General features: G+C 65.0%; 22 protein-coding genes. 10 read left to right on the plus strand and 12 right to left on the minus strand.

Annotated features, from left to right (window positions below; translation table 11 throughout):
- Position 1: 1 nt before the first annotated feature.
- The 4 genes from EXE47_RS09285 to EXE47_RS09300 are packed head-to-tail and all read right to left on the minus strand — an operon-like array spanning position 2 to position 2,344.
- Entirely contained in the window at positions 2-1,162 is a 1,161-nt protein-coding gene (locus tag EXE47_RS09285; RefSeq protein ID WP_137708223.1) for a hypothetical protein, read from the minus strand.
- On the minus strand, positions 1,159-1,635 hold the full coding sequence (locus EXE47_RS09290; RefSeq protein ID WP_137708224.1) for a hypothetical protein: 477 nt from the start codon (positions 1,633-1,635) through the stop codon (positions 1,159-1,161). Before EXE47_RS09290 ends, EXE47_RS09285 begins: the two co-directional genes overlap by 4 nt.
- Positions 1,636-1,673: 38 nt before the next feature.
- The gene (locus EXE47_RS09295) at positions 1,674-1,937 is read right to left on the minus strand and encodes a DUF378 domain-containing protein (RefSeq protein WP_137708225.1); all 264 of its coding nucleotides are present in this window, start codon (positions 1,935-1,937) and stop codon (positions 1,674-1,676) included.
- A complete protein-coding gene (locus EXE47_RS09300) occupies positions 1,934-2,344 on the minus strand; it encodes a hypothetical protein (protein ID WP_199237883.1) in 411 nt (136 codons plus the stop codon). Before EXE47_RS09300 ends, EXE47_RS09295 begins: the two co-directional genes overlap by 4 nt.
- Before the next feature lie 113 nt (positions 2,345-2,457).
- Here EXE47_RS09300 and EXE47_RS09305 point away from each other — a divergent pair, with 113 nt between their 5' ends.
- Positions 2,458-2,667 carry a hypothetical protein gene (locus tag EXE47_RS09305; protein ID WP_137708226.1) on the plus strand — a complete coding sequence of 70 codons (210 nt, stop codon included), beginning with the start codon at positions 2,458-2,460 and terminating at the stop codon, positions 2,665-2,667.
- A gap of 239 nt (positions 2,668-2,906) precedes the next feature.
- The gene (locus EXE47_RS19275) at positions 2,907-3,164 is read left to right on the plus strand and encodes a hypothetical protein (protein ID WP_137708227.1); all 258 of its coding nucleotides are present in this window, start codon (positions 2,907-2,909) and stop codon (positions 3,162-3,164) included.
- 94 nt (positions 3,165-3,258) lie between these two features.
- Here the strand turns inward: EXE47_RS19275 and EXE47_RS09315 are convergent, their stop codons facing one another.
- Positions 3,259-3,618, minus strand: coding sequence for a type IV pilin (locus EXE47_RS09315; RefSeq protein ID WP_137708228.1), 360 nt, complete (start codon positions 3,616-3,618; stop codon positions 3,259-3,261).
- Between the two features lie 198 nt (positions 3,619-3,816).
- Between EXE47_RS09315 and EXE47_RS09320 the strand changes: the two genes are divergently transcribed.
- The gene (locus EXE47_RS09320) at positions 3,817-4,593 is read left to right on the plus strand and encodes a hypothetical protein (RefSeq protein WP_137708247.1); all 777 of its coding nucleotides are present in this window, start codon (positions 3,817-3,819) and stop codon (positions 4,591-4,593) included.
- A 14-nt stretch (positions 4,594-4,607) separates the two neighbouring features.
- Here EXE47_RS09320 and EXE47_RS09325 read toward each other — a convergent pair whose 3' ends face one another.
- On the minus strand, positions 4,608-4,853 hold the full coding sequence (locus tag EXE47_RS09325) for an ArsR family transcriptional regulator (RefSeq protein WP_241997571.1): 246 nt from the start codon (positions 4,851-4,853) through the stop codon (positions 4,608-4,610).
- A gap of 402 nt (positions 4,854-5,255) precedes the next feature.
- Here EXE47_RS09325 and EXE47_RS09330 point away from each other — a divergent pair, with 402 nt between their 5' ends.
- Complete coding sequence (locus tag EXE47_RS09330; protein WP_137708249.1) at positions 5,256-5,516, plus strand: hypothetical protein; 261 nt, start codon at positions 5,256-5,258, stop codon at positions 5,514-5,516.
- A 102-nt stretch (positions 5,517-5,618) separates the two neighbouring features.
- A complete protein-coding gene (locus tag EXE47_RS09335) occupies positions 5,619-6,641 on the plus strand; it encodes a site-specific integrase (RefSeq protein ID WP_137708229.1) in 1,023 nt (340 codons plus the stop codon).
- 635 nt (positions 6,642-7,276) lie between these two features.
- Here EXE47_RS09335 and EXE47_RS09340 read toward each other — a convergent pair.
- From EXE47_RS09340 to EXE47_RS09350, 3 genes are all read right to left on the minus strand, one after another.
- Complete coding sequence (locus EXE47_RS09340; RefSeq protein ID WP_137708230.1) at positions 7,277-9,952, minus strand: DEAD/DEAH box helicase family protein; 2,676 nt, start codon at positions 9,950-9,952, stop codon at positions 7,277-7,279.
- Between the two features lie 2 nt (positions 9,953-9,954).
- Entirely contained in the window at positions 9,955-11,838 is a 1,884-nt protein-coding gene (locus EXE47_RS09345; protein WP_137708231.1) for a site-specific DNA-methyltransferase, read from the minus strand.
- Between the two features lie 121 nt (positions 11,839-11,959).
- Positions 11,960-14,659 (minus strand): DNA methyltransferase, encoded by a 2,700-nt coding sequence (locus EXE47_RS09350; RefSeq protein ID WP_137708232.1) that lies wholly within the window; start codon positions 14,657-14,659, stop codon positions 11,960-11,962.
- Positions 14,660-14,760: 101 nt separating this feature from the next.
- Here EXE47_RS09350 and EXE47_RS09355 point away from each other — a divergent pair, with 101 nt between their 5' ends.
- On the plus strand, positions 14,761-15,492 hold the full coding sequence (locus EXE47_RS09355; protein ID WP_089307559.1) for a hypothetical protein: 732 nt from the start codon (positions 14,761-14,763) through the stop codon (positions 15,490-15,492).
- Between the two features lie 70 nt (positions 15,493-15,562).
- On the opposite strand, the gene EXE47_RS09360 is transcribed toward EXE47_RS09355, so the two are convergent.
- Positions 15,563-16,567, minus strand: a complete 1,005-nt coding sequence (locus EXE47_RS09360; protein ID WP_137708233.1) for a Gfo/Idh/MocA family protein — start codon at positions 16,565-16,567, stop codon at positions 15,563-15,565.
- A 162-nt stretch (positions 16,568-16,729) separates the two neighbouring features.
- On the opposite strand from EXE47_RS09360, the gene EXE47_RS09365 reads away from it, so the two are divergent.
- A complete protein-coding gene (locus EXE47_RS09365) occupies positions 16,730-17,341 on the plus strand; it encodes a peptide-methionine (S)-S-oxide reductase (protein ID WP_049930071.1) in 612 nt (203 codons plus the stop codon).
- An 82-nt stretch (positions 17,342-17,423) separates the two neighbouring features.
- On the opposite strand, the gene EXE47_RS19360 is transcribed toward EXE47_RS09365, so the two are convergent.
- Positions 17,424-17,597, minus strand: a complete 174-nt coding sequence (locus EXE47_RS19360) for a hypothetical protein (protein WP_233127176.1) — start codon at positions 17,595-17,597, stop codon at positions 17,424-17,426.
- A 24-nt stretch (positions 17,598-17,621) separates the two neighbouring features.
- Between EXE47_RS19360 and EXE47_RS18940 the strand changes: the two genes are divergently transcribed.
- The gene (locus EXE47_RS18940) at positions 17,622-18,068 is read left to right on the plus strand and encodes an MBL fold metallo-hydrolase (RefSeq protein WP_256370618.1); all 447 of its coding nucleotides are present in this window, start codon (positions 17,622-17,624) and stop codon (positions 18,066-18,068) included.
- A gap of 119 nt (positions 18,069-18,187) precedes the next feature.
- Entirely contained in the window at positions 18,188-18,784 is a 597-nt protein-coding gene (locus tag EXE47_RS09375; RefSeq protein ID WP_086220053.1) for a GNAT family N-acetyltransferase, read from the plus strand.
- 55 nt (positions 18,785-18,839) lie between these two features.
- On the opposite strand, the gene trpB is transcribed toward EXE47_RS09375, so the two are convergent.
- Positions 18,840-20,003 (minus strand): tryptophan synthase subunit beta, encoded by a 1,164-nt coding sequence (trpB, locus tag EXE47_RS09380; RefSeq protein ID WP_094495299.1) that lies wholly within the window; start codon positions 20,001-20,003, stop codon positions 18,840-18,842.
- A gap of 112 nt (positions 20,004-20,115) precedes the next feature.
- Here trpB and EXE47_RS09385 point away from each other — a divergent pair, with 112 nt between their 5' ends.
- On the plus strand, positions 20,116-21,312 hold the full coding sequence (locus tag EXE47_RS09385) for a pyridoxal-phosphate dependent enzyme (protein WP_137691097.1): 1,197 nt from the start codon (positions 20,116-20,118) through the stop codon (positions 21,310-21,312).
- Positions 21,313-21,332: the final 20 nt, after the last annotated feature.

The raw sequence follows: 21,332 nt of genomic DNA on the forward strand, positions 1-21,332 counted from the left end.
CTCACCAACAATGTACTTCACAAGAGCGGTTCGTGTATATCTCGGCGTCGACCTGATACATTCCTCCGCTGCCGTCGGTGATCTCTAGGCGGAGTGAGAACCCGGCCGACGTTGGGATGCCCATCATCCCGGCCGCGGCCGCTTGTGATGAAAGTCCCGTATCAGTTCCCAATTCGGTCGCGGCCGTCACCGGGTCTACGAACTCCTCAGTCGGTACTTCTCCCGGTTCGTACTGATTCGATACGTCGGTCGTGAATCCATTTAGGTCTGAGGTGACATTATCTCGCGATGAGATAATCTCGTTCATCGTGTCTATGTATTTTTGGAACCCGAAGTCGATTTCACCGTCTGACTGACTACTTGCGTCCTTGAATCTCAACCATTCTGCCCCTCCGCTCTGCGTTTTGGGCTCCCAACCTCCCACCGTTATATCAATTGATCCTTTGAGAGTCTGGAACTGCTCGACTTGAACAGTCGACCCGTCTACGAGAGTGAAATCGTCTGTTGACTCCGACTGAATCCCGCTCCCGCTGTCTGCGATGGCGATATAGTTAGTCGTGGCTCGCGCCTGTATCGGGATTGTATTGTTACTATTCGTCTCTGTGTTTTCGTTGCTTGTAATCGACTGAATCATGCTCCGTATTTGATTAACCTGTGCGTTCACATGGTTGATCAAATTCTGCTGGATGTTTGCGAAATACCCATTTACCGCCTCTTTCATCGCGGTATTAGCCTCGGATTCAGTCGCGCCGTTGTTGTAAGCCTCTAGAATAGCGGCTTTGCCTTTTGTTAGACCGACGTTTTCGGCGTTTGTGACGTTATTCCGGAGGGAGGTCATCACCCGTTCGTCGGCAGACTTCATCTCTAGCGCGTCTTTGTACACTGATGAGTAAAGAGCGTCTCCGCCGGTGTATCCCGAATAATCGGCTTGAGTGTTTCCGGTCGCCGTTTCGGCGTTTTTGTACATCAGGTATCCGAGTCCGGCTGCTCCGGCGTAACCGAGTGCGACGATCGGGGCGATCGCCCGCGCTCCACCGACCGGAGACGCGCCGAGTTTCGACGCCCCGCCAATCGTCGCGGTCGAACCGACACCCACGGCGGTCGCTTTCAGTACCCCCCGTCGCGTGAGTTTTCGATCCGAATCTGGTTGTGTTGCGGTCATGAGCTACCTCTCATGAAGAGAAAAGCGACCGCGACCACGAGGGCCGCGAGCGCCCCGGTCGAGCCCACACCGGAACCGATCTCTCCACCTCCCCCACCGAGGAAGCTCGTCACGGTGCCCGCGTCAACCGAGGAAATGAGCGATCCGTCGCCGCTCGAAGTCACGGTGTATTCAACTCGGTCGTATGTTTCGATTTGAGTCGAATTAAGACCGTACTCGTAGGATTCGACGGTTCCGTTCGAGAGTGTCCGACTCTCATCAAGAAGGACGACACCCTCGCCTGCGGCCTGACCCTCTTGAAGTCCTTCGAGTGACACCGTCACGTTCGGGTCCGGCTCGGTGGCGTAGTCGGAAACGGTCGTGACATCGACAAAGACCGAATCCGTGTCGTTAGCGACCGTGATGGTCCCGCTTCCGTTTTGGACCTGCGCGGCAGCGGGCCCGGCCGCGCCGATCGTCACGACGAGGAGCACGAGTGCCGCGAGCGCGACGAGGGCGCTTGTGTTGCGGTTCATGAGCTGTCCTCCCCGCGGAGGGAGTCGACGACGTCCGTCACGTCGTAGACGCCCATGTGGTCGGCGAGCGTGACGACGCCGGCGACGGCGACGGCGCCGTAGACGACGGTCGCTGCGGTCGGCGACGAGAGCGCGGCGGCGAGCTCGTCGACGGCGTTGTAGTCGAAGAACTCCAGGAGCCCCCAGTTGACCGAGCCGATCGAGGTGAGGATCCAGATGACCCCCGCGATCGTGTCCTCGCCGTCCCAGATCGAACTCATAGCATCCACCCCAGCGCGAACTGCCCGGTCGTAACCGCGATCACGTAGAGGAGGCCCCACAGGTCGGAGCTCTGGAAGAAGCTGCCGACCGTGTCAGGGAGCGCGACGAACGCGACCGGGAGCACGAGCGTCCCGATAGCCGCGGCCATGTACCAGCCCTGAAGACCCTGAATATCGTCCGAGAGGGACTGAAAATCGGTGTTGTCGTTGGTGACGATGACCCCGACGATCGACGCGTACCCGAGGATCCACGCCGTCGAGAGTCCGATCCCGGAGATCGTGAACTGAGTCGCCGTGAAGTCCACGTCGAACAGTTGGAACGATGCGATACCGACGAGCATGAACGCCGAAGCGAGCCCCGCCACGACGAGGGCGGCGTCGACGGCGTCGAATTCCATTTTCGCCATGCGGGCGGCCGGGCCACGGTGATCCCCATATACTCCCGCATTCAGTACGATCTACGGCCGTCACGTGTCACCTTGAGGTATCTTTAAGTGAACCACCGTGCCCGCGAGGGTCGATGGGATTCAAAAGTCTCGTCGACCGCGACGGTAGCGGAACCGTAACGATCGACAAACAGCACCTCGAACTCGACGGATTAGTCGCAGAGGATGGCTCGATCAAAGGAGCCGACGCGCACACGCAGCGCGTCGGCGAGCGCGCGTACCTGGTGCGCTTCCCCGAGGACGGCGAAGTGCCGACGCTGCTAGAGCTTGTGGGGCGAGCGTGAAACCTCGCGGAAGGGGGTTCTCGGCGCGACCCCGTGGGGTCCGACGCAGATGTATTGACGATCCGCGATCTATGTACCTCAGTCGATCCGATCGGCGCGTGAGGTACATAGAAATCGGCCGGGTTGGGGTCAGCGGTCAGCGCGCACGTGGCCGATCTGGCGGTTCCACTTCAACACAGACTGATTCCGTCACTCCAGAACGACGGGATCGAGACCCCCGTACGTACGATGTGATATAAATGACCCGCCGAACTAGCCTCAAAATCACCGACGACCGCGAACGGCAACTCGAAAAGGCGAGCGAGATCGTGGCGGGCGGTCCCGACGATGACCCGCCGATGAGCGTGGTGATTGATGCTGCTCTCGCTCACCTGATCCAGTCGGAAGCAAATATATCTCGGGCCCGTGACAATTTAGAGCCACAGATAATTCAACGATTCAATACAGATGTTATAGGTCTACGATATAGAACGTATATTGAATCGAATTGGCGATAGAATAGTAGTAAATTCTGCTTATATAAATTCTTGTAAGATGGCCTTACTCAGACGCACAGTAGCTAAAAATGTAGTCCGAGGTCAGATCGTGCGATTAATCGACCGTACGGAGGAGGGTTTGTTCTCCGTCATCGCTAACCGCAATTATCGCTACTGGCTTCTCTCCACTGATATTTTGGGTATCTCCGACATTTTCTAGCTTCTCCGAGAATGAACTACCACTAGCCGTTCCGTTCACCCACACAAAGTCGGCTGTACCTGTATTACTCAGGGTAACTTCATCTCCACTGACAGACACACCGGCGGTAGCCGCCCCACCGATCGAATCTCCGAGTCCGAGCACGAATGTCCCGATGACGGCGGCCAGAATCACGGTGATTGCGACCATAAGGATAACGCCGATGACAGGGCTTACAGCCCGGTCTTGCCCGTTGAATTGGTTGCTTAGTTTCATTGTTTGAACCCAGCGGCATCCGATGAACGGAAATCTGGGAGTCCGATGCCATAGACATCGGAGTAACCCGGCGACCGTTCAGATCGGTTGCTGGTTGCTTGTAAGGACGAGGATCTCCCTTATGTACCTATTGGCATGAGTATCAATGGAGAAAATTGGAGAGATAGAGTCAAATTCGTTGACGAGAGTGATGTATTCATGGACCCCACGGCGAAAGCCCTCTCCCGGACTTACAGCGACCGCGTGTATCCGGATCCGTGGGACAAGATCCTCGATTACCGTCGCGTTCGCAAGTACGCGGCGGAACACCCGGACGCCGGCCGGACTCGGGTCGGCCGTACCCTCGATCTCCCTCCCGGACGCGTTCGCGGATGGCTCAAGGATACCGTTCCGGACCCCGTCCGCGGCATCAACGTCGCGATCGATCGCGGGTGGCTCGACCCCGACCCCGACAGCGAGATCGCCGCCGCGCTCGTCGAGCTGCTCGCGCACGTCCTCGCCGGCGGGAGTATCACCGCGAGGAACTATTCCCTCGGTGTCGCTCCGGGAGAACGAGTCGACAGCGAGGAGATCCGAGATGCTTTCGAGCGGGTCGGCGTCGAGACTCGGACTCGAAACGCGGACGCGCCCGGTCGAGCCTCCGAAATCGTTCCCACCTGCGACGGGACGGTTCTTGGTCGGTGCCTCGTCGCGATGGGAGCACCGGCGGGCGAAAAGACGACGCTCGAACAGCTCCCGGCCGTGGTGTGGGACGTTCCTCGGCCGGTTCGCCGGTCGTTCGCGCAAATCTACGTCCGGCATCGCGGACTGAAGTTCTCGGACAAGGCGACGACACAAGTACAGGTTAAACGTCCCGACTCGTTTATCACCGAACTTCGCGACCTACTCGACGACGTACTCGGCGCGCCAATCGGCGAAGCAAACACGAGGCTCACGATTTCGGCGGACGCTGCTCGCGAGCTCGGTGTTGAGTAGCCACGGACCCCACCTTACTCGTCTTCCAGGTCACTGGCGTCAAGCTCGCCAGCGAGGTAGGCTCGACCGCGGTTGGTGATACGAGTGTATCCCTGTGGATCTTCGTAGCGTTCTACGAGTCCTGCGTCCTCAAGCTTTGGAAGACGTCGATCGATCGTGGGACGCGATACATTTTCGACGTTGAAGGCAATTGCCCGTGGAGGGATTGCTATCCCACACTCGTCGAGAATCTCAAGGATAGCGTCATCGGACTTAGTCATCCAACTCACCACGGGTCTCATGACCATCTACTACTGTTATACGGGTCTTAGTTATGTGGAAATTCTCTGATAATGATTGAGAAATCTATTGTTACTGATAGAGAACAGCATCAAAGTTATATGCCCAGTACACTGTGTAGGTGATAACGGAAGCACTCTCGCGGACCCGTCGCTCTCCGATGGGTCCGGCTCGAAGGAAAGCGGACCCCGCTGCTGGAGACAGTGGGCCCGCGTGGACTTCCGTGAATGGGCACGAAAGCCATGTTCGACCACTACGCGCCGGGGTTTGAAATCCCCGATCGACCGAGGAACCGCAACACAATCGCCGGAGGAGACTACTTTCAGTTTCACTCCACGCGTCTGGATCTTTTCTTTTTAACACCCGTTCGTCAGTCGGAATCGATGCCTCCGAAAGAAGTTGTGCGGATCGAAGACCAGCAGGACAGGTGGCGGTTCGTGTGTCCCCGCGGCCACCGCTCGTGGGAACCGACGAATCACCACTTCTGGTGTCAGAAGTGCGCCGCGAGCGACGACTACGACGGCGTATTTCATACCCTCCGCGACCGCAAGACCGGCGCCGAGTTGCCCCGCGATCGGGTGCGGCTCGTGACGCCGGTCGGTCCCTACGACCGCGATCTCGACGGCGAGGAGGGATCCGCGTGAGCGACGAGAGCGGACATGCTCGTCGGATCGCCGAGCAGCTCGCGATGTACGACGACGAGGACGGCGAAGGCAAAGAGAACGCCGAGGAATGCGAGGATACCGATGGGTGACGACGATCTACAGGACATCCCGCCATCGGTCGCGCGGGATCTCTACCTCGATCAACGGCGCGAGGAAGTGAGTACGTCGACGCTCAAATCGCACCGATACCGAGTCGATCAGTTCGTCGAGTGGTGTGAGGAGAACGGGATCCGGAGCATGTCGGAACTCGACGGGCTCGACCTCCACAACTACCGGATCAAGCGTCGCGAGGAGGACGGACTCAAGACGATCTCCCTACAGGGTCAACTTTCGACGATCCGCCAGTTCCTCCGTGTGTGTGCGAACGTCGAGGCCGTCGAGGAGGGGCTTCACGAGAAGATCATCCTCCCGTCCGTCCCGAAGTCGGAGCAGTCGAACGACGAGCTGCTCGCGAAGGGGGAAGCGGAGGCCGCGCTCGAATACCTGGACCAGTATCAGTACGCCTCGCGAGAACACGTCGAGCTGCTACTCCTGTGGCGTACGTCGATGCGTCGGGGCGGACTCCGGGCGCTCGACTTAGGCGACTTCGACCGCGAGGAGTCGGTTCTCGAAGTCCGCCACCGGCCCGAGAGTGAGACGCCGCTAAAAAACGGTGAGTGGTCAGAGCGCGACGTTCAGGTTCACGACTCGGTCCGGGACGCGCTGATCGCGTACATCGAAGGTCCGCGGAAGGACATGGTCGACGACTACGATCGCGCTCCGATACTGACGACGACGCACGGTCGCGTCGCCCGCGGAACGGTGAAACAGGACATGTACCGGGTGACCCGACCCTGTATGTACGGGGTTGAGTGTCCCCACGATCGCGATCCTGACGAGTGCGAGGCGACCGAGGCACGCAAGGCGAGCAAGTGTCCGTCCTCGCGGTCGCCGCACGCGATTCGGACAGGATCGGTCACGGCCTACCTCGACGAGGGGACGCCGAAAGCTGTCCTCGGCGACCGGGTCGACATGACCGAGAAGACGATGGAAACGCATTACGACAAGGCGAGCAAGCGCGAGCGAATGTACCGCCGGACCGACTACTTGCCGGAGGATTTCTGATCATGAACGCGACTATCGACGAGACAAATCCGATCCCGACCGACGAGGGGCATCGCCGATCATTCAGCCGCTACCCGTGTTGGCCCACCTACAGCGTCCACGGTCTTTGGCCGTGGCGTGTTAGGGGCCGGGAACTCCCCAGCCACCTAATTCCGTTCCAACTCTCGATAGTTAGAGCCTTCTGTACCAGTAGAATTCGACCGTTGTGTCCACGGATACCGCGACGTGGTCAGCCCCGTCGTAGCCTAGCCGTAGCGCACGGCGCCACGTTCGTGGACCTCCGACCGCGTCGACGAGCGCGGACCGGTGACGGTATCGATCGAGTTGCGATCGACGACGGTGAAACTGGAAGCCGTCCCGAAGCAAGCGAGGAGAGATATGCGCGGGTCTGCCTCTGACGTGGTGTTCCGGTTACACCGATCTGTTAGAGGGACTAGAGGCGGAAAAATTTGCTGAAATATGTTGTCGTCCCTTCGCTGAGAGCCCTCTGGCAGAGGCCATTGAGAACGACTCACACGGCTCTGACTGTGCGTTCGGGCCGATACGCGAACGGTCCGAGGACGAGCGGAGACCGGCCGTGAGCGAGGGCAGCGATATCGGCCCACTCCGAGACCGATCAACGCTCGGTGAGCGCCTCACTCGGCGTCGACGTCGATGTTGAGGACGTCTTCGATGATATCGTCGTCCCGAAAGTCGGTCGCGAGGTCGAAGTCGACGTTCAGCGCGTCGTAGTGAGCGCGGGCGCACTCGATCTTCGTCGCCTCGGACGGCCGGAGGTCGTCTTCGGTGCCGAACTTCGTCTCCCTGATGAGGTACAGTCGGCGGTCTTCCGCGTCCGCGCGGACCGCCGTCTCCTTGTCGAAGAGGACGGCCCAGTCCGGGTTGTACGACCCTATCGGCGTGGGGAGCTGATACTCGCGCGGGAGCTTGATGAACAGCGCGACGGAGTCGTCCCGGTCGAGGCGGCGCGCGAACCGCCGCTCACCCTCGCTGTCGCAGATAACCTTATCGTAGACGCTCTTGTCCACGCTGACAGTATTTTCGGCGTAGGTCTCGACCTCGCTGAGGATGTCCGTCGGGTGCGCATCGCCGATCCGCTCGTAGTCGATGTGTTCGACCACGTACTCGGTTTTGACCGCGTCGATCGTCTCGCGGGCCGCGACCCGATACGCGTGGGGGTTCTTCAGTAGCTGGTCGACCGTCTCGGATTCGAGGATGATCTCTGCGACTGTTTGCTTCGTCAGCCCCGTCTCGGCGGCGATATGACTGACGACATCCGGGAGCGGGCCGTCGCGGTCGACGGACTCCACCTGCGAGGCGATGCCCACCGTCTCGATGTCGGCGCCGTCGTCCATCGATAGCTCTCCGCGGGAGACGCGGAGCCGCGGCTCGTCGACCGTGACGCCGGCGAGTTCGGCCGCCGCGCTCTCGACGAGCGCCGGCGAATCGATCGTCGTCGTGTACGTCGTTTTCGGCGCGATCCGCTCCCACAGCCTCGCGAACGCCGGGGACTCGTCGGCGACCTCAGTCCGCGGCGTGACGACGGTCCGGTCCCGGTGATCGTTCGTCTGCGCGCGCATGTCGTCGCCGTAGTCCGTCGCCGAACTGTACTCCGCCTGGAGGTCGTCGGCGTAGTCGGCGTAGCTCTCGTTGGCGATCACCGTGAGGCGATTGCGCCGGTCGCCCGGCGGCAGGCGCGTCCCGTCCTGATAGACGGGGAGTCGAACGCCGCGTCCGATCTCCTGACGCTTCTTCACCGAACTGACCGTATTGTTGAGCGTACAGATCTGGAAGACGTTGGGGTTGTCCCACCCCTCCTGGAGCGCGCTGTGCGAGAAGATGAACTGCGTCGGCTCGTCGGCGGAGAGCAGCGTTTCCTTATCTCGCATGATGAGCTCGTACGACTCCACGTCGTCCCGGATCGAGCTCTCTCGCACCTTGATGTCGCCGCTCGTCGTCGTGGCGAAGTACGCGCCGGCGACGTCCTCCGGCGACTGATCGGGGAACAGATCGCTGTACCGGTCTTCGGCCTTCAGCTCGGTGAACGCCTCGCAGAAGGCTTCCCAGAGGTGGCCGGTCTCGTCGCCGCTCCTGCCGCGGAAGTTGTCGATCCGATCGATGAAAAAGAGGCTCAAGACTTTGATCCCGTCTCGGCGGTAGTCGAGCGCCTTCTCGAAGTGCTCGCGGACCGTCTCCCGGATCTGCCGGTGCTGGATCGTCTCGATGTCGGTGTCCGTGGACTCCCCGCTGTGGAGCCGCGTCCCGTCGCTGAGCTCGATGACTTCGTGGCGGGCGTCGATCGACGCCACCTCGACACCCTCGTACGGCGGTAAGCCGTTGCTCGCCGCGTAGAGGCTGTCCCCGGCGCGGACCGTCTTCTTGCCGAGTTGGGCCCCGGTCGACCGGTCCTTGTACAGCTCTATCCGTGCCTTCGGACCGGCGTCGAACGACAGCGGTCGAACGTATCGCTTGTCGAAGTCCTCGTCTTGGACGACGGAGAGCACTTCGATGGTTTTCACCAACCCCTTCTCGTGCGCGTCGACGGGCGAGAGCTCGTACACCTTGTTTCTGATCCGTCGGTGCGTCGCCGAGTACCGAAGGGTACAGAGGGGGTCCAACGCCGAGATGGCCGCTTTGCTCTTCTCGCCCTCCATGTTCTGCGGCTCGTCCAAGACGGCGATCGGATTGGTCGCCGCGATGCGGTCGACCGGGCGGTCGCCGTTGAGCTTGTCGTGAGGCCGGAACATGACGTTCTCGTCGCTCCGGTTGATGCTCTGGAGCGTCATGACCATGACCTCGATCTGGCTGCTGCTGCCGAACCGGATCACGTCGCTCAGCGTCGACGAGTCGTACTCGGTCCAGTTGAACGGCGGCCGCGAATACAGCGAGTCGAAGTGGGCTCGCGTCTGCTGTATCGTTTTCACGACGCCCTCGCGGATCGCCACGCTCGGGACGACGATGAGGAACTTTCGCCAGCCGTACCGCCGGTAGAGCTCGTGGATCGTCCGGAGGTAGACGTACGTCTTGCCCGTCCCGGTCTCCATGTCGACGCTGAAGCTCAACAGGTCGGTCGTCTCGCCGTCGACCGCCCGATAGAGGTCGTCGCTCTGTGCGAGGTCGTGACGCCGCTGGACCTTTCGCGTGTTGGCCGTGAGCTGCTCCTCGGAGAGCGCTAACTCGTTCGGAACGGTCGTCCCGTGCGTCCCGAACGCGGGCTGCTCGCCGACGTTCGGCTGGCCGTCGAAGACGTCGGTGACCGCGTCGACGGCCTCCTGCTGATACTCGAGGTCGGGATCGAATTCGAATTCCATGGTCAGATCGTTCGGAGCGAGAGGTCGCGGTTGAGGCGTTCCTTGTCCGTATCGGAGAGGCTCCCGTCCAAGCAGACGTACTGCGTGTCCGCCGGGAGATCGAACTCGGTGAGCGTCTCGTACGTCACCGATTCCGCGAAGGTGACCAGCGCGTCGCGGTCGTCTTCGGACAGGTGATAGGTGTGGTCCGCGAGGGCCTCGACGGCGGCGTCCAGCGAGAACCCGAGCAGGAGCTGTACCTCGACCAGCGCGGCGTCCGGATCGGTCAGATCGACGGCCGAGCCGGCGCCGGCCGCGTATCGTTCGAGCGCGGCGCGGGCTTCCGACTCCGTGTCGGGGCGTCCCCACCGCTCGAAGCGCGACTCCCCGAGCGTGTACTTGTCGAAGCCGAGCCCCGGAGCGGCGCCCGGCAGGTCGTGGTCGTCGGCGACCTGCTCGCTCGCCAGCCGCAGGCGCCGCTCGCAGACCTCCGCGTGGGTCGTCTCTTCCCCCCGCGGCTCGTCGAGTTCGTCGTCCAGTTGGACGAGCATGAACCGGACGGGGTCGTCGAACTCCTCGGTCGCGTTGAGCTGCATGACCGCGTGGCCCGTCGTCCCCGATCCCGCGAAGAAGTCCAAGACGATGTCGCCGCCGTCCACGCTGTGGCGGATCAGCTTCCGGATCAGGTCCGTCGACTTGGGGAAGTCGTACGCCTTGTAGCCGAACAGCGATTTCAGCTCGCGCGTCGCCGTGCCGGTCATCCCCGTCTGGAGGACGGTGCGGTCGAAGGCGTCCTCGAACAGCTCGATGTCCTCGTCGGTCGTCGTCGTTTCGATCCACGACGAGAGCGGCTTGTACCGGCTCTCGATCTCGTTTTGGAAGCGTTTGAACTTGGGCACGCCCTCGCCGTCGTCGGGGAAGAGGATCCGACCCTCCTCGATGTACTGCCGCATTGTCTCCTCGCCGAGGCGCCAGACGCTGTTCGGGTCCGGCTGATAGGTGTGGCCGGTCTCGGGGTCCGTGATCTCGTAGAACATCGTCGGCCGCTCGTCTTTCGTCCGCGAGTTCTTCAGATCGCCGGCGACCCACGGGCCGCGGGGATCGTCGTCCGGGTTCGTGTAGTTGTCGAACGACTTCTCGACGCCCCGCATCTCGAACGCGTCGGACCGCTGGTACACCACGACGTACTCGTGGTCGATGGACATCCCGCCCGAGTTCCGTGCGTCGGGGGTCCGGCGCTTCCAGACGAAGGTGCCGACGTAGTTGTCCTCGCCGTAGATCTCGTCCATGAGGTGGCGGAGGTTGTGGTGCTCGTTGTGATCGATGCTCACGAAGATCGCCCCGTCGTTCCGGAGGAGATTCCGCCCGAGGAACAGCCGGGGATACATCATCGACAGCCAGTCGCTGTGATACCGCCCGTTCGTCTCCGGGTTGCTCACCAGCTTGTCGCCGTCCGCCGTCCGCTGGCCGGTCTCTCGCTCGTAGTCGGCGGCCGCGGTCGAGTAGTCGTCCTTGTAGATGAAATCCGACCCGGTGTTGTACGGCGGGTCGAGGTAGATCATCTTTATTCGCTGCTGGTAGGACCGCTGGAGCGTCTTCAGGGTCGCGAGGTTCTCGCCCTCGATGAAGTGGTTGCCCGACTCCCCGTAGTCGACGCTCTCGTCGGGACGCGGGACCAGCGTCTGCTCCGTCGCCGCCTGGGCGCGTGCGGTGGCCTCGCGCTTTCCGGCCCACGAGAGCTCGTACCGCTCCGCCCCCGACGACTCCCCGTCGGCGTCGAGCAGCGATTCGAGCTTCGCCGCGTCGAGCTCTCCCTCGGAGAACGCGCTCGGCACGATCTCACGGAGTTTCGCCCGTATGGCGGCCGCGTTGGACGGTTTCTCCAGTCGGTCACGCTCATCACTCATATACACCCGGAGAGAACCGACACGGGGTTAAACCATCGTACTGGGGACCGAGATCGGGCCCGAGCCTCGTTGAGAGCCCGGTCGACGACGCCGGTTCGCGTCGCGGGCGGGGCTCACCGAGTCAGGGCGGCGTCGTCGCGAGTTCGAACAGCCGTTCTTCGCCCCGCTCCGCGGGCGACCGGCGCCCGCTGAGGAGCTCGATCAGCTTCGAATACGTGAGACAGCGGAACGGGTTGTCGTCGGTCAACTCGTCGAGGGCGGGCTGCGTGACGGCCTTCTCCCATCGATCGTATCGGTTGTCGGGGACGACGGACACGGCCCGGGGCGTCGCGCCGGTTTCCGCGTACGCGTTCCCCATGCGAACGATTCCGTCCTGCGGGTCCGTCGAGTGCTCCACCTCGAACATCGCGACCGGCGTCTCGCCGTCGAACCAGATCAGGTCGACGTTCCTGAGCCGCTCGCGAACGGTGTCGGAGAAGTCGCCGGGTATCCGCAGCCGCGTCTGCGTATCGCGGAGGACCTCGCTGCGATCGGTCTCCGGGTCCCCGATCCACGCGTCGTAGCCGACGGACTTGCCGAACTCGGCGAGTCGGTTGATGATCCGGTCGTGGTCCAGTTCCAGCTGCTCGCGCTGCGTTTCCGTGTCGACCAGGCCTTCCTCCTCGGCCAAGGTGTTTCCGGCGAGCGTCTGCTGGTACGAGTCGCGTCGCCGCCAGTAGACGACGCCGTCTTTCTCGACCGGCTCAGCAGTCGACTGTAATACGTCCAATATCTCTTGGTTCTCCGGCGTCTGCGCGTCCTTGAGGCTCGTGAAGATCCGCGAGAGGATCTCATCGAGCGTGGCGGCGGACCCCTCCTTCCCCGCGTAGACGGATTCGATCAGCCACCTGATGCGGCGCTGGAGCGGGATGTACTCGACCTCGTCGGTCGCCGCCCAGTCGGCGGTCGTCCACGCGTCGCCGTCGGCGGTGCGTTCGAGGTAATCGTCGAAGAGGCGGCGATAGTCGAAGTCGCGCACCTGTTCGGAGTGCATCCTGTTGTCCTCGATGAGCCGCAGCGTCACCCCGCGGACCAGCTGATCGTACGTCGCGCGGCCGTCGTGGAGCCGGATGACGCGCTTCGCCTCCTCCAAGATGGACTCCCGGACCGCCTGAATGTCACCGAAGTCCAGTTCGGGCTGTTCCCGGGTCTCCGGTCGCCGGAACGTGATGTAGATGTCGCCGTTCATCGTCCCCGGCTTCCGGCGGTTGATCCAGTTCGTGTACTCCTGTGCGGGAACCTGATAGACCGCGTCGACGTAGTCGAACCCGGCCTGCTGGATCGCGTGCATCAGGGAGTTCCAGTATTTGAGTTCGCTGCTGTGGAACGTGACCGTCAGATGTCCGCCGCTCTCGAGCACTCGGAACACCTCCTCGAACGCCGCCGCGAGCATCTCCTCGTAGCGCTCCCGCGGCTTCTCTTGGCGCGGATTGACGACGATTTCGTCCTCCCAGTTGACGCTGCTGTCCAGCCAGCTGTTCGCCATGTAGCTGAGCTCGAAGTACTGGACGGCGTCGCCGTACTCGGGATCGGTGAACACGTACTGTACCGACTGGTCGTCGACCGGGAGGTCGCGCGCGTCTCCCTGGATGAACCTCCCTCGGTCTCCCACGGGGTCGCCCCCGTTCAGTTCGTCGTTCGCCTCGCGCATGCCGTCGAGCACGGTCGAGAACCGGTTCCGGAACGCGTGCGCGACGTTGAGTTCGAGGTTCTCCGGGTGGATGACGTAGTTCTTCGCCGCCCAGCCCTTCTTGTTCGGCCGCTGCATCCGGCTCACGTGTTCGAGAATGGCGACGAAAGTGAGCAGGAGGGCGTCGACGACGGTCCGGTCAAATCCCTGTGTTTCCAGCCGGTGTATCTCGTGCCGGAGGATAGACAGCGCGATCAGATTCCGGTCGGTGAACAGCTTGTCGACGCGCTCGGTCCCCGGACGACTCGTGTAGAAGTCCTGTCCGTTGGGGTACACCAGCTCGTTGTCGGGGTAGTAATAGGGGGGCGAGAGCTCGCCGATCCGGTCGAGTTTGGCCTCGTCCGCCTCGTCCAGCGGGACCGTTTCACTCGCGTCGCACTCCGGACAGACGTACTTGAGCTCGTTCGGAACGTCCTCCTCGATCCGGATGTACCCGTTTTCGAACAGCCGCTGGTTGATCGCCCGCGTTATCTCCGACTTGCGCGCGTCGCCGAACTCGTCTAAGTCGATGCGCTCCACCAACGCGTCGTGCGAGAGGCGCTCGGCCTCGCTGAGCTGATCGTAGATTTCCGTCGCGAGGGCATCGAGCGTCCCGTCGCCGGATATCGGCTCGCTCGCTTGCCCCGGACTGGGCGAGTACACCCGAGTCGCGGTCGTTTCGAGCGTCCGCGCCCGTTCGTGGCCGCAGTTCCGGCACGTCGTCTCGTAGAGCCACCGGAATGACCGCTGCGCGTCGCCGTCGGCGCCGCCGACCTCGTGGCGCCGGTACCGGAGGTTCTCCATCACGGTGTCGAACCCGTCTTCGAGTTCGTCCAAGTCCACGTGAGCGGCGGTCGTGCGGGCGATGTGGCGGAACAGCGGGTTCAGGTCGTTGTAGATACCGCGACGGTCCGCCCGGAGCGCCTCCAAGGCGGTGACGCCGCTCCCGGAGAACGGGTCCAGCACCGTCTCCCCCTCGTCGGTGAACTGCTCGATGTAGCTCGTGACGAGGTTCTGTGGCTTCCGCCCCCAGAACCGAACCATGTTGTACATCGGTGTGTTCGGCGAGGAGACGGCGTGTTCGGGGGGCTCCGTGATATCGTCCGCAGGCATATCGATCGGTTACCGGGGGGAGGTAGCTGCCGGGGATAAGGCCACCGCCTCACGACCGGCGATATCTCTATAAGATAGCTGACTGTTTAGACGGAACGTCGATGGACATCACGACGGAAACGATAGACTGCGACGGGCACGGCGGCTTCGACTGCGTTCGGTATCGGTTCGACTACGGCGGCGAGGACCGCGCGCTGCTCGACGAGCTACGAGACGACGGGGAGCGTCTCGCTGAGGGCTCCGACGGACGGATGGCCCGGGATAGCTCCCGCGGCAGGTCGGCCGACACGCAGAGCGTCGACGGTATCTCGGGAGTGCTGGCGGAGTGGGTGTGGAAAGACTGGCTCACCCGAACGGCCGAGCGGCGCGACACGGGCGCGGACGTGTTCCAAGACGACGAGTGGGACACCCCACAGGAACAGGTCGACATCACCGTCGACCGCGGCCGCGGCGAGAGCGCCGCCGTGGAGGTCCGGTCGTCGTTCCCCTACACGGGCGCGGAGAAGGCGGTGTGTACCCACTTCGACGTGATTGGCTGGTACAACAACGAGGTGAAGAAACGCGAGATACGGAAGGACTACTACGTCCGCGTGTTGTTCCCGTTCCACAAGAGTAACTTCTGGACGGAGTTCGAGTCGAACTCCTTCGACGTCTACCTGGCCGGGGGTGCGCCCCGAGCGATGCTAGAAGACAGCCCGCACGCCGAAGACAAGCCGTTCACGCCTCACTGGGACGACTCCTCCGACGGTGGCCAACGGGGGACGTACCGGGTGATCAGCCCGATCGCGAACGCGATGGACACGCCGGCGATCACCGACGAGATTGTCGCGTAGGCGGGGCGAACGTCGAACCGAGCGCCACGGCCGCCGGAGCGACGGCGATCTGTACCCCAAGCGATCCGAGTCAGAGGTCGATCGGAGAACCGTTCGCGGCGCTCTCCGACAGCGCGTCGAGGATCCGCATGTTCGCAACGGCCGACGCGCCGTCGGTCACGGGGGTCGCGTCGCCGGCCACGCGGTCGGCGAAGTGCTCGACCTGAAGCCGGTACTGATCGACCGCCGGGAACGTCTCGACCCCGCGACGGCCGTCGATCTCGTACTCCAGTTCCAGCCGCTCGTCGGCCGGGGCGTCGAAGGCGTTCTCGACCGCGACCCACCCGTTCGTCGCGTCCACGCGGTACCGCTCGACGTGGCGGGTGTCGAACCCGGAGGCGACCCGGGCCGACCGGCCGTCGCCGTACGCCAGCACGCCTGCGAGTTCGGTGTCGACGCCCGCGTCGCGGGTGTCCCCCGTGTGGGCGTACGCCCGGTCGGGAGCGCCGAGGACGGTGCGAGCCAGCGAGATGGGGTAGCAGCCGATGTCCATCAGCGACCCGCCGGCGAGCTCCGGGTCGAGCCGAACGTCGTTCGGGCGGTCGGACAGCGGGAACCGGAACGTCGCGGTCACCGTGCGCACGTCGTCGAGTTCCGTCGCGGCGAGCTCGACGGCGCGCTCGGTCCGGGGGTGGTACCGGTACATGAACGCCTCCATCAGGGTGACGCCGCGGCGGTCGCAGTGGTCGGCGACCGCTCGCGCCTCGGCGGCGTCGGCGGCCAGCGGCTTCTCGCAGAGGACGGCGAGCCCGGCGTCCGCGGCGCGTTTCGTCCACTCACCGTGGAGCCCGTTGGGGAGCGGGACGTACACCGCGTCGATGGCGTCGTCGTCGAGCAGTGCCTCGTAGGTGCCGTAACTGCGGGGGATCGAGTGGCGGGCGGCGAACGACGCCGCGCGGTCGGCGTCCCGGGACGCGACCGCGCCGACGGCGTGGTCGCTCGCGGCGATCGCCGGGACGACGGCCTTGTCGGCGATTCCCGCGGTACCGAGGACGCCGAATTCGAGGCGGGCCGGTTCGGTCGAGTGAGCGCTCATGTCCGCCGCGACGCGGCCCCACCTCAAGTGGTTTGGGTCCCGGCCGAACGAGACGATCGACGTGGGGCGGCGCGCAATGTATCCGTCTGCGAGCCCGAGACACGGGCGATGCGGTCCGACCCGCGAACCGCGCTCCGGCGGCTCTACAGACAGGTGGCACCCATGGAACTCACACGGACACAGGTACGCGAGTACGACCGCCGCGCGGCCGACGCCGGCGAGACCGAGACGGCGACGTTCGGCGTCGGCTGCTTCTGGGGCCCGGACGCGCAGTTCGGCGCGGTGGAGGGCGTCGTCCGCACCCGCGCGGGGTACGCGGGTGGGACCAAACGTGACCCGACGTACCACTCGCTGGGCGACCACACGGAGGTGGTTCAGGTCGATTTCGACCCCGAAACGATATCGTACCGGGATGTGCTGGAACGGGTGTTCGCGGCGCACGACCCGCGGCGGCAGTCCCGGAAGACGCAGTACCAGAACGTCGTCCTCGTCGAGCGCGCGGCCCAGCGGGAGGCCCTCGACGAGTTCCTCTCGGCGCGGGGACTCACCGCCGACGGGATCGACACGCGCGTCGAGCGGCTGTCGCGGTTCTCTCCCGCGGAGGACTACCACCAGAAGTACAGGCTCAGGTCCGCCTCGTCACTAATTGAGCCGTTCGACGCGGCCGGATACGACGGCGCCGAGCTGCGAGAGTCGCCGCTCGCCGCCAAGCTGAACGGGTACGTCGCCGGACACGACGTGAACGTCGCCGAGGAGCTCCCGGCGCCCGAGTGAGTCCGTCGAGGCTCGCCCGCTTGAACTCGATCGGCGACCAGCGTTCGCCATGGAACTCGCGCCGGGCGTACGCGCACTCCCCCTACACGTATCGCTGGACGGCCGGGAAGCGACACTCACTCCCACCGCGGTCGAGACCCCGCAGGGACTCCTCCTGATCGACGTTGGCCTGCCCGACGAGGTCGGCGTCCTCGGAGACGCGCTCGCGGACAAGGGGTTGTCCCTCGACGACGCGCGGGGCGTCCTCGTCACGCATTAGGAGCTCGACCTCGCCGGCTGTCTGGCGGCCGTGGTCGACCGGACCGGCTCCGCCGTGTTCGCCCACGAGGCAGAGGCCCTGTACCTGGAGGGCGACAAGGAGCTCGTCAAGTCGAGCGAGGAGCGGCCGACGGCGATCGAACCGGCGACCGTCGACGTCCGCCTGACCGGGGGCGAGACGTTCGCGACGGCGGCCGGTCCGACGGAGGTCGTCCCGACCCCCGGCCACAGTCCGGGGCACGTGTCGGCGTACTTCCCCGACGCCGAGCTGCTCGTCAGCGCCGACGCGCTCACCGTCGCCGACGGCGAACTCGCCGGGCTCAGCCCGGAGATGACCCCGGACCTCGACACCGCGCTGGAGAGCGTCGCGGTCCTCGCCGACCGGGACGTGGCGGAGACGGTCTGCTTCCACGGGGGCCACGTCAAGGCCGGGACGGAGCGCCTCGAAGAGATCGCTGGCGGTGAGTAGGGTCGACGCGCTGAGCGCGGACGCGTCGAGCGCGGATGTGCGGTAACGTCGACGCTCAGAGAGCGAGCGCGCCCCCCGCGATCCGTGTCTTCAAGCCGGACGCGCCGTCACGGTTCGTCGTGGACGCGAACGAACTCTCGCTCCGGTCGTACGACCCGCGGGACGACGCGGCCGTGTGGGCGCTTCACGAGTGGGCGATGCGGGAGACCGGGGTCGACCCGTCCGACATCCCCGGCACCGACGACCTGCGGTCCGTGGCGGCGTCGTACCTCGACGCGGGGGGCGCGTTCGTCGTCGGCGTCGTCGACGCCGTCGACGCCGACCAGTCGCCGGACGATCCGTCGCCGGAGCGGCAGTCGGTGGATTCGGCGGCGTCACGGGCCCCGGACCAACTGGCGACCCACGACGGGACGCTCGCCGCGATGGGCGGCTACGTGCCCAACGAGGCCGGGCACGGCGACGAGCGCGACCGCCCCGGCGCCGCGGAGCTCCACCGGATGCGCGTCGCGCCGCCGTATCAGCGGCGCGGCTACGGACGGGCGCTGCTCGACGAGCTGGAGCGGCGGGCGGCCTCCGGTGGGTTCGAGACGCTCCTCGCGACGACCTCGACGCGCCAGCCCGCGGCGCTCGACTTCTACGCGAGTCGGGGATACGAGCGGACGGACACCTCGACCGCCGGCGCGTACGAACTCGTCCACTTCGAGAAGGAGCTCTGAGCGCCGCGCCGGAAGGGGTCAATCGGGCGGGAGAGTCTCACCCGGAGAGGTGACCTCACCCGGAGAGATCGAAGTGCTCCGCCGCCGTCTGCATGTCCTTGTCGCCGCGCCCGCAGAGGTTGACCAACAGCGTGTCGTGTCGGTCCTCCTCGGCGAGCTTGGCGGTCAGCGCGAGGGCGTGGGCCGGCTCCAGCGCCGGGATGATCCCCTCGGCCTCGCTCAGTTCGCGGAACGCGGCCAGCGCCTCGTCGTCGGAGACCGCGTGGTACTCCGCGCGGCCCATCTCCTGGAGCGCGGCGTGCTCCGGCCCGATGGCGGGGTAGTCGAGCCCGGCGGAGACGGAGTGGTTCTCGGTGTCGTCGCCGATCGTCTTCGTCTTCATCCCCTGGAAGATCCGCGGCTCCTCCTGTTTCGTCTTCGAGAGCGGGGCCGAGTGGTTCGCGTCGTCGGTGCCGCCCGGCTCGGCGCCGTAGAACATCACGTCGTCATCCTTGAACGCGTGCCAGAGGCCGATCGAGTTCGACCCGCCGCCCACGCAGGCGACGCACGCGTCGGGGAGGTCGCCGTGGCGCTCTTGGATCTGCTCGCGGGCCTCGGTCCCGATGACGGACTGGAACTCGCGGACCATCCGCGGGAACGGGTCGGGCCCCACGACGCTGCCGACGAGGTAGTGCGTCGAGTCGACGTTCTCGGCGAAGTCCTCTAACGCGGCGTCGACCGCCTCCGCGAGCCCCTCGTTGCCGCGGTCGACCGGCTCCACGTCCGCGCCCATGAGCCGCATCCGGAACACGTTCATCTCCTGTCGCTGCATGTCGTGCCGGCCCATGTACACGGTCGTGTCGAGGTCCAGCAGGGCGCCGACCATCGCCGTCGCGGTGCCGTGCTGCCCCGCCCCGGTCTCCGCGATCAGGCGGTCCTTCCCGGCCCGCTTGGCCAGCAGCGCCTGCCCGAGCGTGTTGTTGAGCTTGTGCGCCCCGCCGTGGAGGAGGTCCTCGTGTTTGAGGTAGATGTCCGCGCCGTACCGCTCGCTGAGCGTCTCCGCGTAGAAGACGGGCGTCGGCCGCCCCGCAAAGTGTTCGAGCAGGTCACGGAACTCCGCCATGAACTCGTCGTCGGCGACGGCCTCCTCGTAGGCCGCCGCCAGCTCCGCCAACGGTTCCTCCAGCGGTTCCGGGACGTGTCGGCCGCCGAACTCGCCGAACTCGCCTGACGTACCCATGCGTGACCGGTGTGGCCGCGACTCAAAAAAGACGAGGGAACCCCCGGGCGCTGCCGCGGTCGCGGCGCCCGCCCGTGACCAACGATTTGTGTCGCGACCGAGACCGTGGCGTATGGAACGACTGGTCTGTTACGACTGCGGCGAGACGTACCCCGCCGGCGAGGCGGCCCGCTGCGCGTGCGGCGAGCCGCTCTGGTTCGACACGCACGGGACCGGGTTCTCGTGGCCCGAGGCGAGCGGCGGCGGTGGCCTGCGGCTCGGGCGAGACTCCCTCTGGCGGTACGAGCCCGTCCTACCCGCGGCGACCGTTCCGAGCGGCCTCGCCGCGGCCGCCGGGGGCACGCCGCTGTTCCGCGCGCCGTCGATCGAGCCGGCGGACGGGCCGCGGGTCCACCTCAAGGTCGAGGGGACCAACCCGACGGGGAGCTTCAAGGACCGGGGGACGGCCGTCGGGATGGCCCGCATCGACGGCCCGGTCGGGACGGTCTCGCACGGCAACATGGCACTGAGCGTCGCCGCGCACGCGGCGGCGCTGGACCGGGAGGCCGCGATCCTCGTCGCCGAGGACACGCCGGACTCGCGGCTCGCGATGATCGCCCAGCACGACCCGCACCTGTTCCGGGTCCGGGGGGAGTACGGGCGGCTCTACGAGGACACGCTCGACCACGACCTCGGGGTCGCCTTCCTCAATTCCGACGCCCCGCTCCGGGTCGCCGGCCAGAAGACGGTGGCGTACGAGATCTGCGAGGCGTTCGCTCCCGACGCGCCCGACGCGATCGTCCTGCCGGTCAGCAGCGGCGGACAGGCGAGCGGCGTCTGGAAGGCGCTCCGAGAGCTGGACGCGGCGGGAGTGCTCCCGTCGATCCCGCGGATCTACCTCGCGCAGGCCGCCCGCTGTGACCCGATCGCGCGGGCGTTCCGGCGGGGAGACTCCCGCGTCGAACCCGTCGCGGGCGAGCCGACCGCGGCCGTCTCGATCAACAACGCCGACCCGCCGAGCGGGAACCGCGCGCTGGCCGCCGTCCGGGCGACAGACGGCGGCGTCGTCTCCGTCTCGGAGGAGTCGATGCTGGCCGAGACTGACCGGCTCGCGGCCGACGCCGGAGTCTCCGTCGAGCCGTCGTGCGCGGTGGCGACGGCCGCCGTGCGAGAGCTCGCCGCGGTGGGCGAGTTCGGCCCCGACGACGACGTGGCCGCGATCCTGACGGGGTCGGGGTACAAGTACGGAGCGACCGAGGTCGAGGGCTTGTCCGTTCGGGAGGTCGACCGGGCCGACGTTCCCGACGCGGTCCGCGATATCGTATCGTGACCGGCCGGACGCACAGAGGT

Source organism: Halorubrum sp. GN12_10-3_MGM, assembly GCF_005435235.1.
Classification (GTDB): Archaea; Halobacteriota; Halobacteria; order Halobacteriales; family Haloferacaceae; genus Halorubrum; species Halorubrum ezzemoulense.

Excerpts from the sequence above, each read along its gene's own strand:
- EXE47_RS09285 (WP_137708223.1), bottom strand. The coding sequence starts at position 1,162 with ATGACCGCAACACAACCAGATTCGGATCGAAAACTCACGCGACGGGGG.
- EXE47_RS09295 (WP_137708225.1), bottom strand. The coding sequence starts at position 1,937 with ATGAGTTCGATCTGGGACGGCGAGGACACGATCGCGGGGGTCATCTGG.
- EXE47_RS09300 (WP_199237883.1), bottom strand. The coding sequence starts at position 2,344 with ATGGCGAAAATGGAATTCGACGCCGTCGACGCCGCCCTCGTCGTGGCG.
- EXE47_RS09305 (WP_137708226.1), top strand. The coding sequence starts at position 2,458 with ATGGGATTCAAAAGTCTCGTCGACCGCGACGGTAGCGGAACCGTAACG.
- EXE47_RS19275 (WP_137708227.1), top strand. The coding sequence starts at position 2,907 with ATGACCCGCCGAACTAGCCTCAAAATCACCGACGACCGCGAACGGCAA.
- EXE47_RS09315 (WP_137708228.1), bottom strand. The coding sequence starts at position 3,618 with ATGAAACTAAGCAACCAATTCAACGGGCAAGACCGGGCTGTAAGCCCT.
- EXE47_RS09320 (WP_137708247.1), top strand. The coding sequence starts at position 3,817 with ATGGACCCCACGGCGAAAGCCCTCTCCCGGACTTACAGCGACCGCGTG.
- EXE47_RS09325 (WP_241997571.1), bottom strand. The coding sequence starts at position 4,853 with ATGACTAAGTCCGATGACGCTATCCTTGAGATTCTCGACGAGTGTGGG.
- EXE47_RS09330 (WP_137708249.1), top strand. The coding sequence starts at position 5,256 with ATGCCTCCGAAAGAAGTTGTGCGGATCGAAGACCAGCAGGACAGGTGG.
- EXE47_RS09335 (WP_137708229.1), top strand. The coding sequence starts at position 5,619 with ATGGGTGACGACGATCTACAGGACATCCCGCCATCGGTCGCGCGGGAT.
- EXE47_RS09340 (WP_137708230.1), bottom strand. The coding sequence starts at position 9,952 with ATGGAATTCGAATTCGATCCCGACCTCGAGTATCAGCAGGAGGCCGTC.
- EXE47_RS09345 (WP_137708231.1), bottom strand. The coding sequence starts at position 11,838 with ATGAGTGATGAGCGTGACCGACTGGAGAAACCGTCCAACGCGGCCGCC.
- EXE47_RS09350 (WP_137708232.1), bottom strand. The coding sequence starts at position 14,659 with ATGCCTGCGGACGATATCACGGAGCCCCCCGAACACGCCGTCTCCTCG.
- EXE47_RS09355 (WP_089307559.1), top strand. The coding sequence starts at position 14,761 with ATGGACATCACGACGGAAACGATAGACTGCGACGGGCACGGCGGCTTC.
- EXE47_RS09360 (WP_137708233.1), bottom strand. The coding sequence starts at position 16,567 with ATGAGCGCTCACTCGACCGAACCGGCCCGCCTCGAATTCGGCGTCCTC.
- EXE47_RS09365 (WP_049930071.1), top strand. The coding sequence starts at position 16,730 with ATGGAACTCACACGGACACAGGTACGCGAGTACGACCGCCGCGCGGCC.
- EXE47_RS19360 (WP_233127176.1), bottom strand. The coding sequence starts at position 17,597 with ATGCGTGACGAGGACGCCCCGCGCGTCGTCGAGGGACAACCCCTTGTC.
- trpB (WP_094495299.1), bottom strand. The coding sequence starts at position 20,003 with ATGGGTACGTCAGGCGAGTTCGGCGAGTTCGGCGGCCGACACGTCCCG.
- EXE47_RS09385 (WP_137691097.1), top strand. The coding sequence starts at position 20,116 with ATGGAACGACTGGTCTGTTACGACTGCGGCGAGACGTACCCCGCCGGC.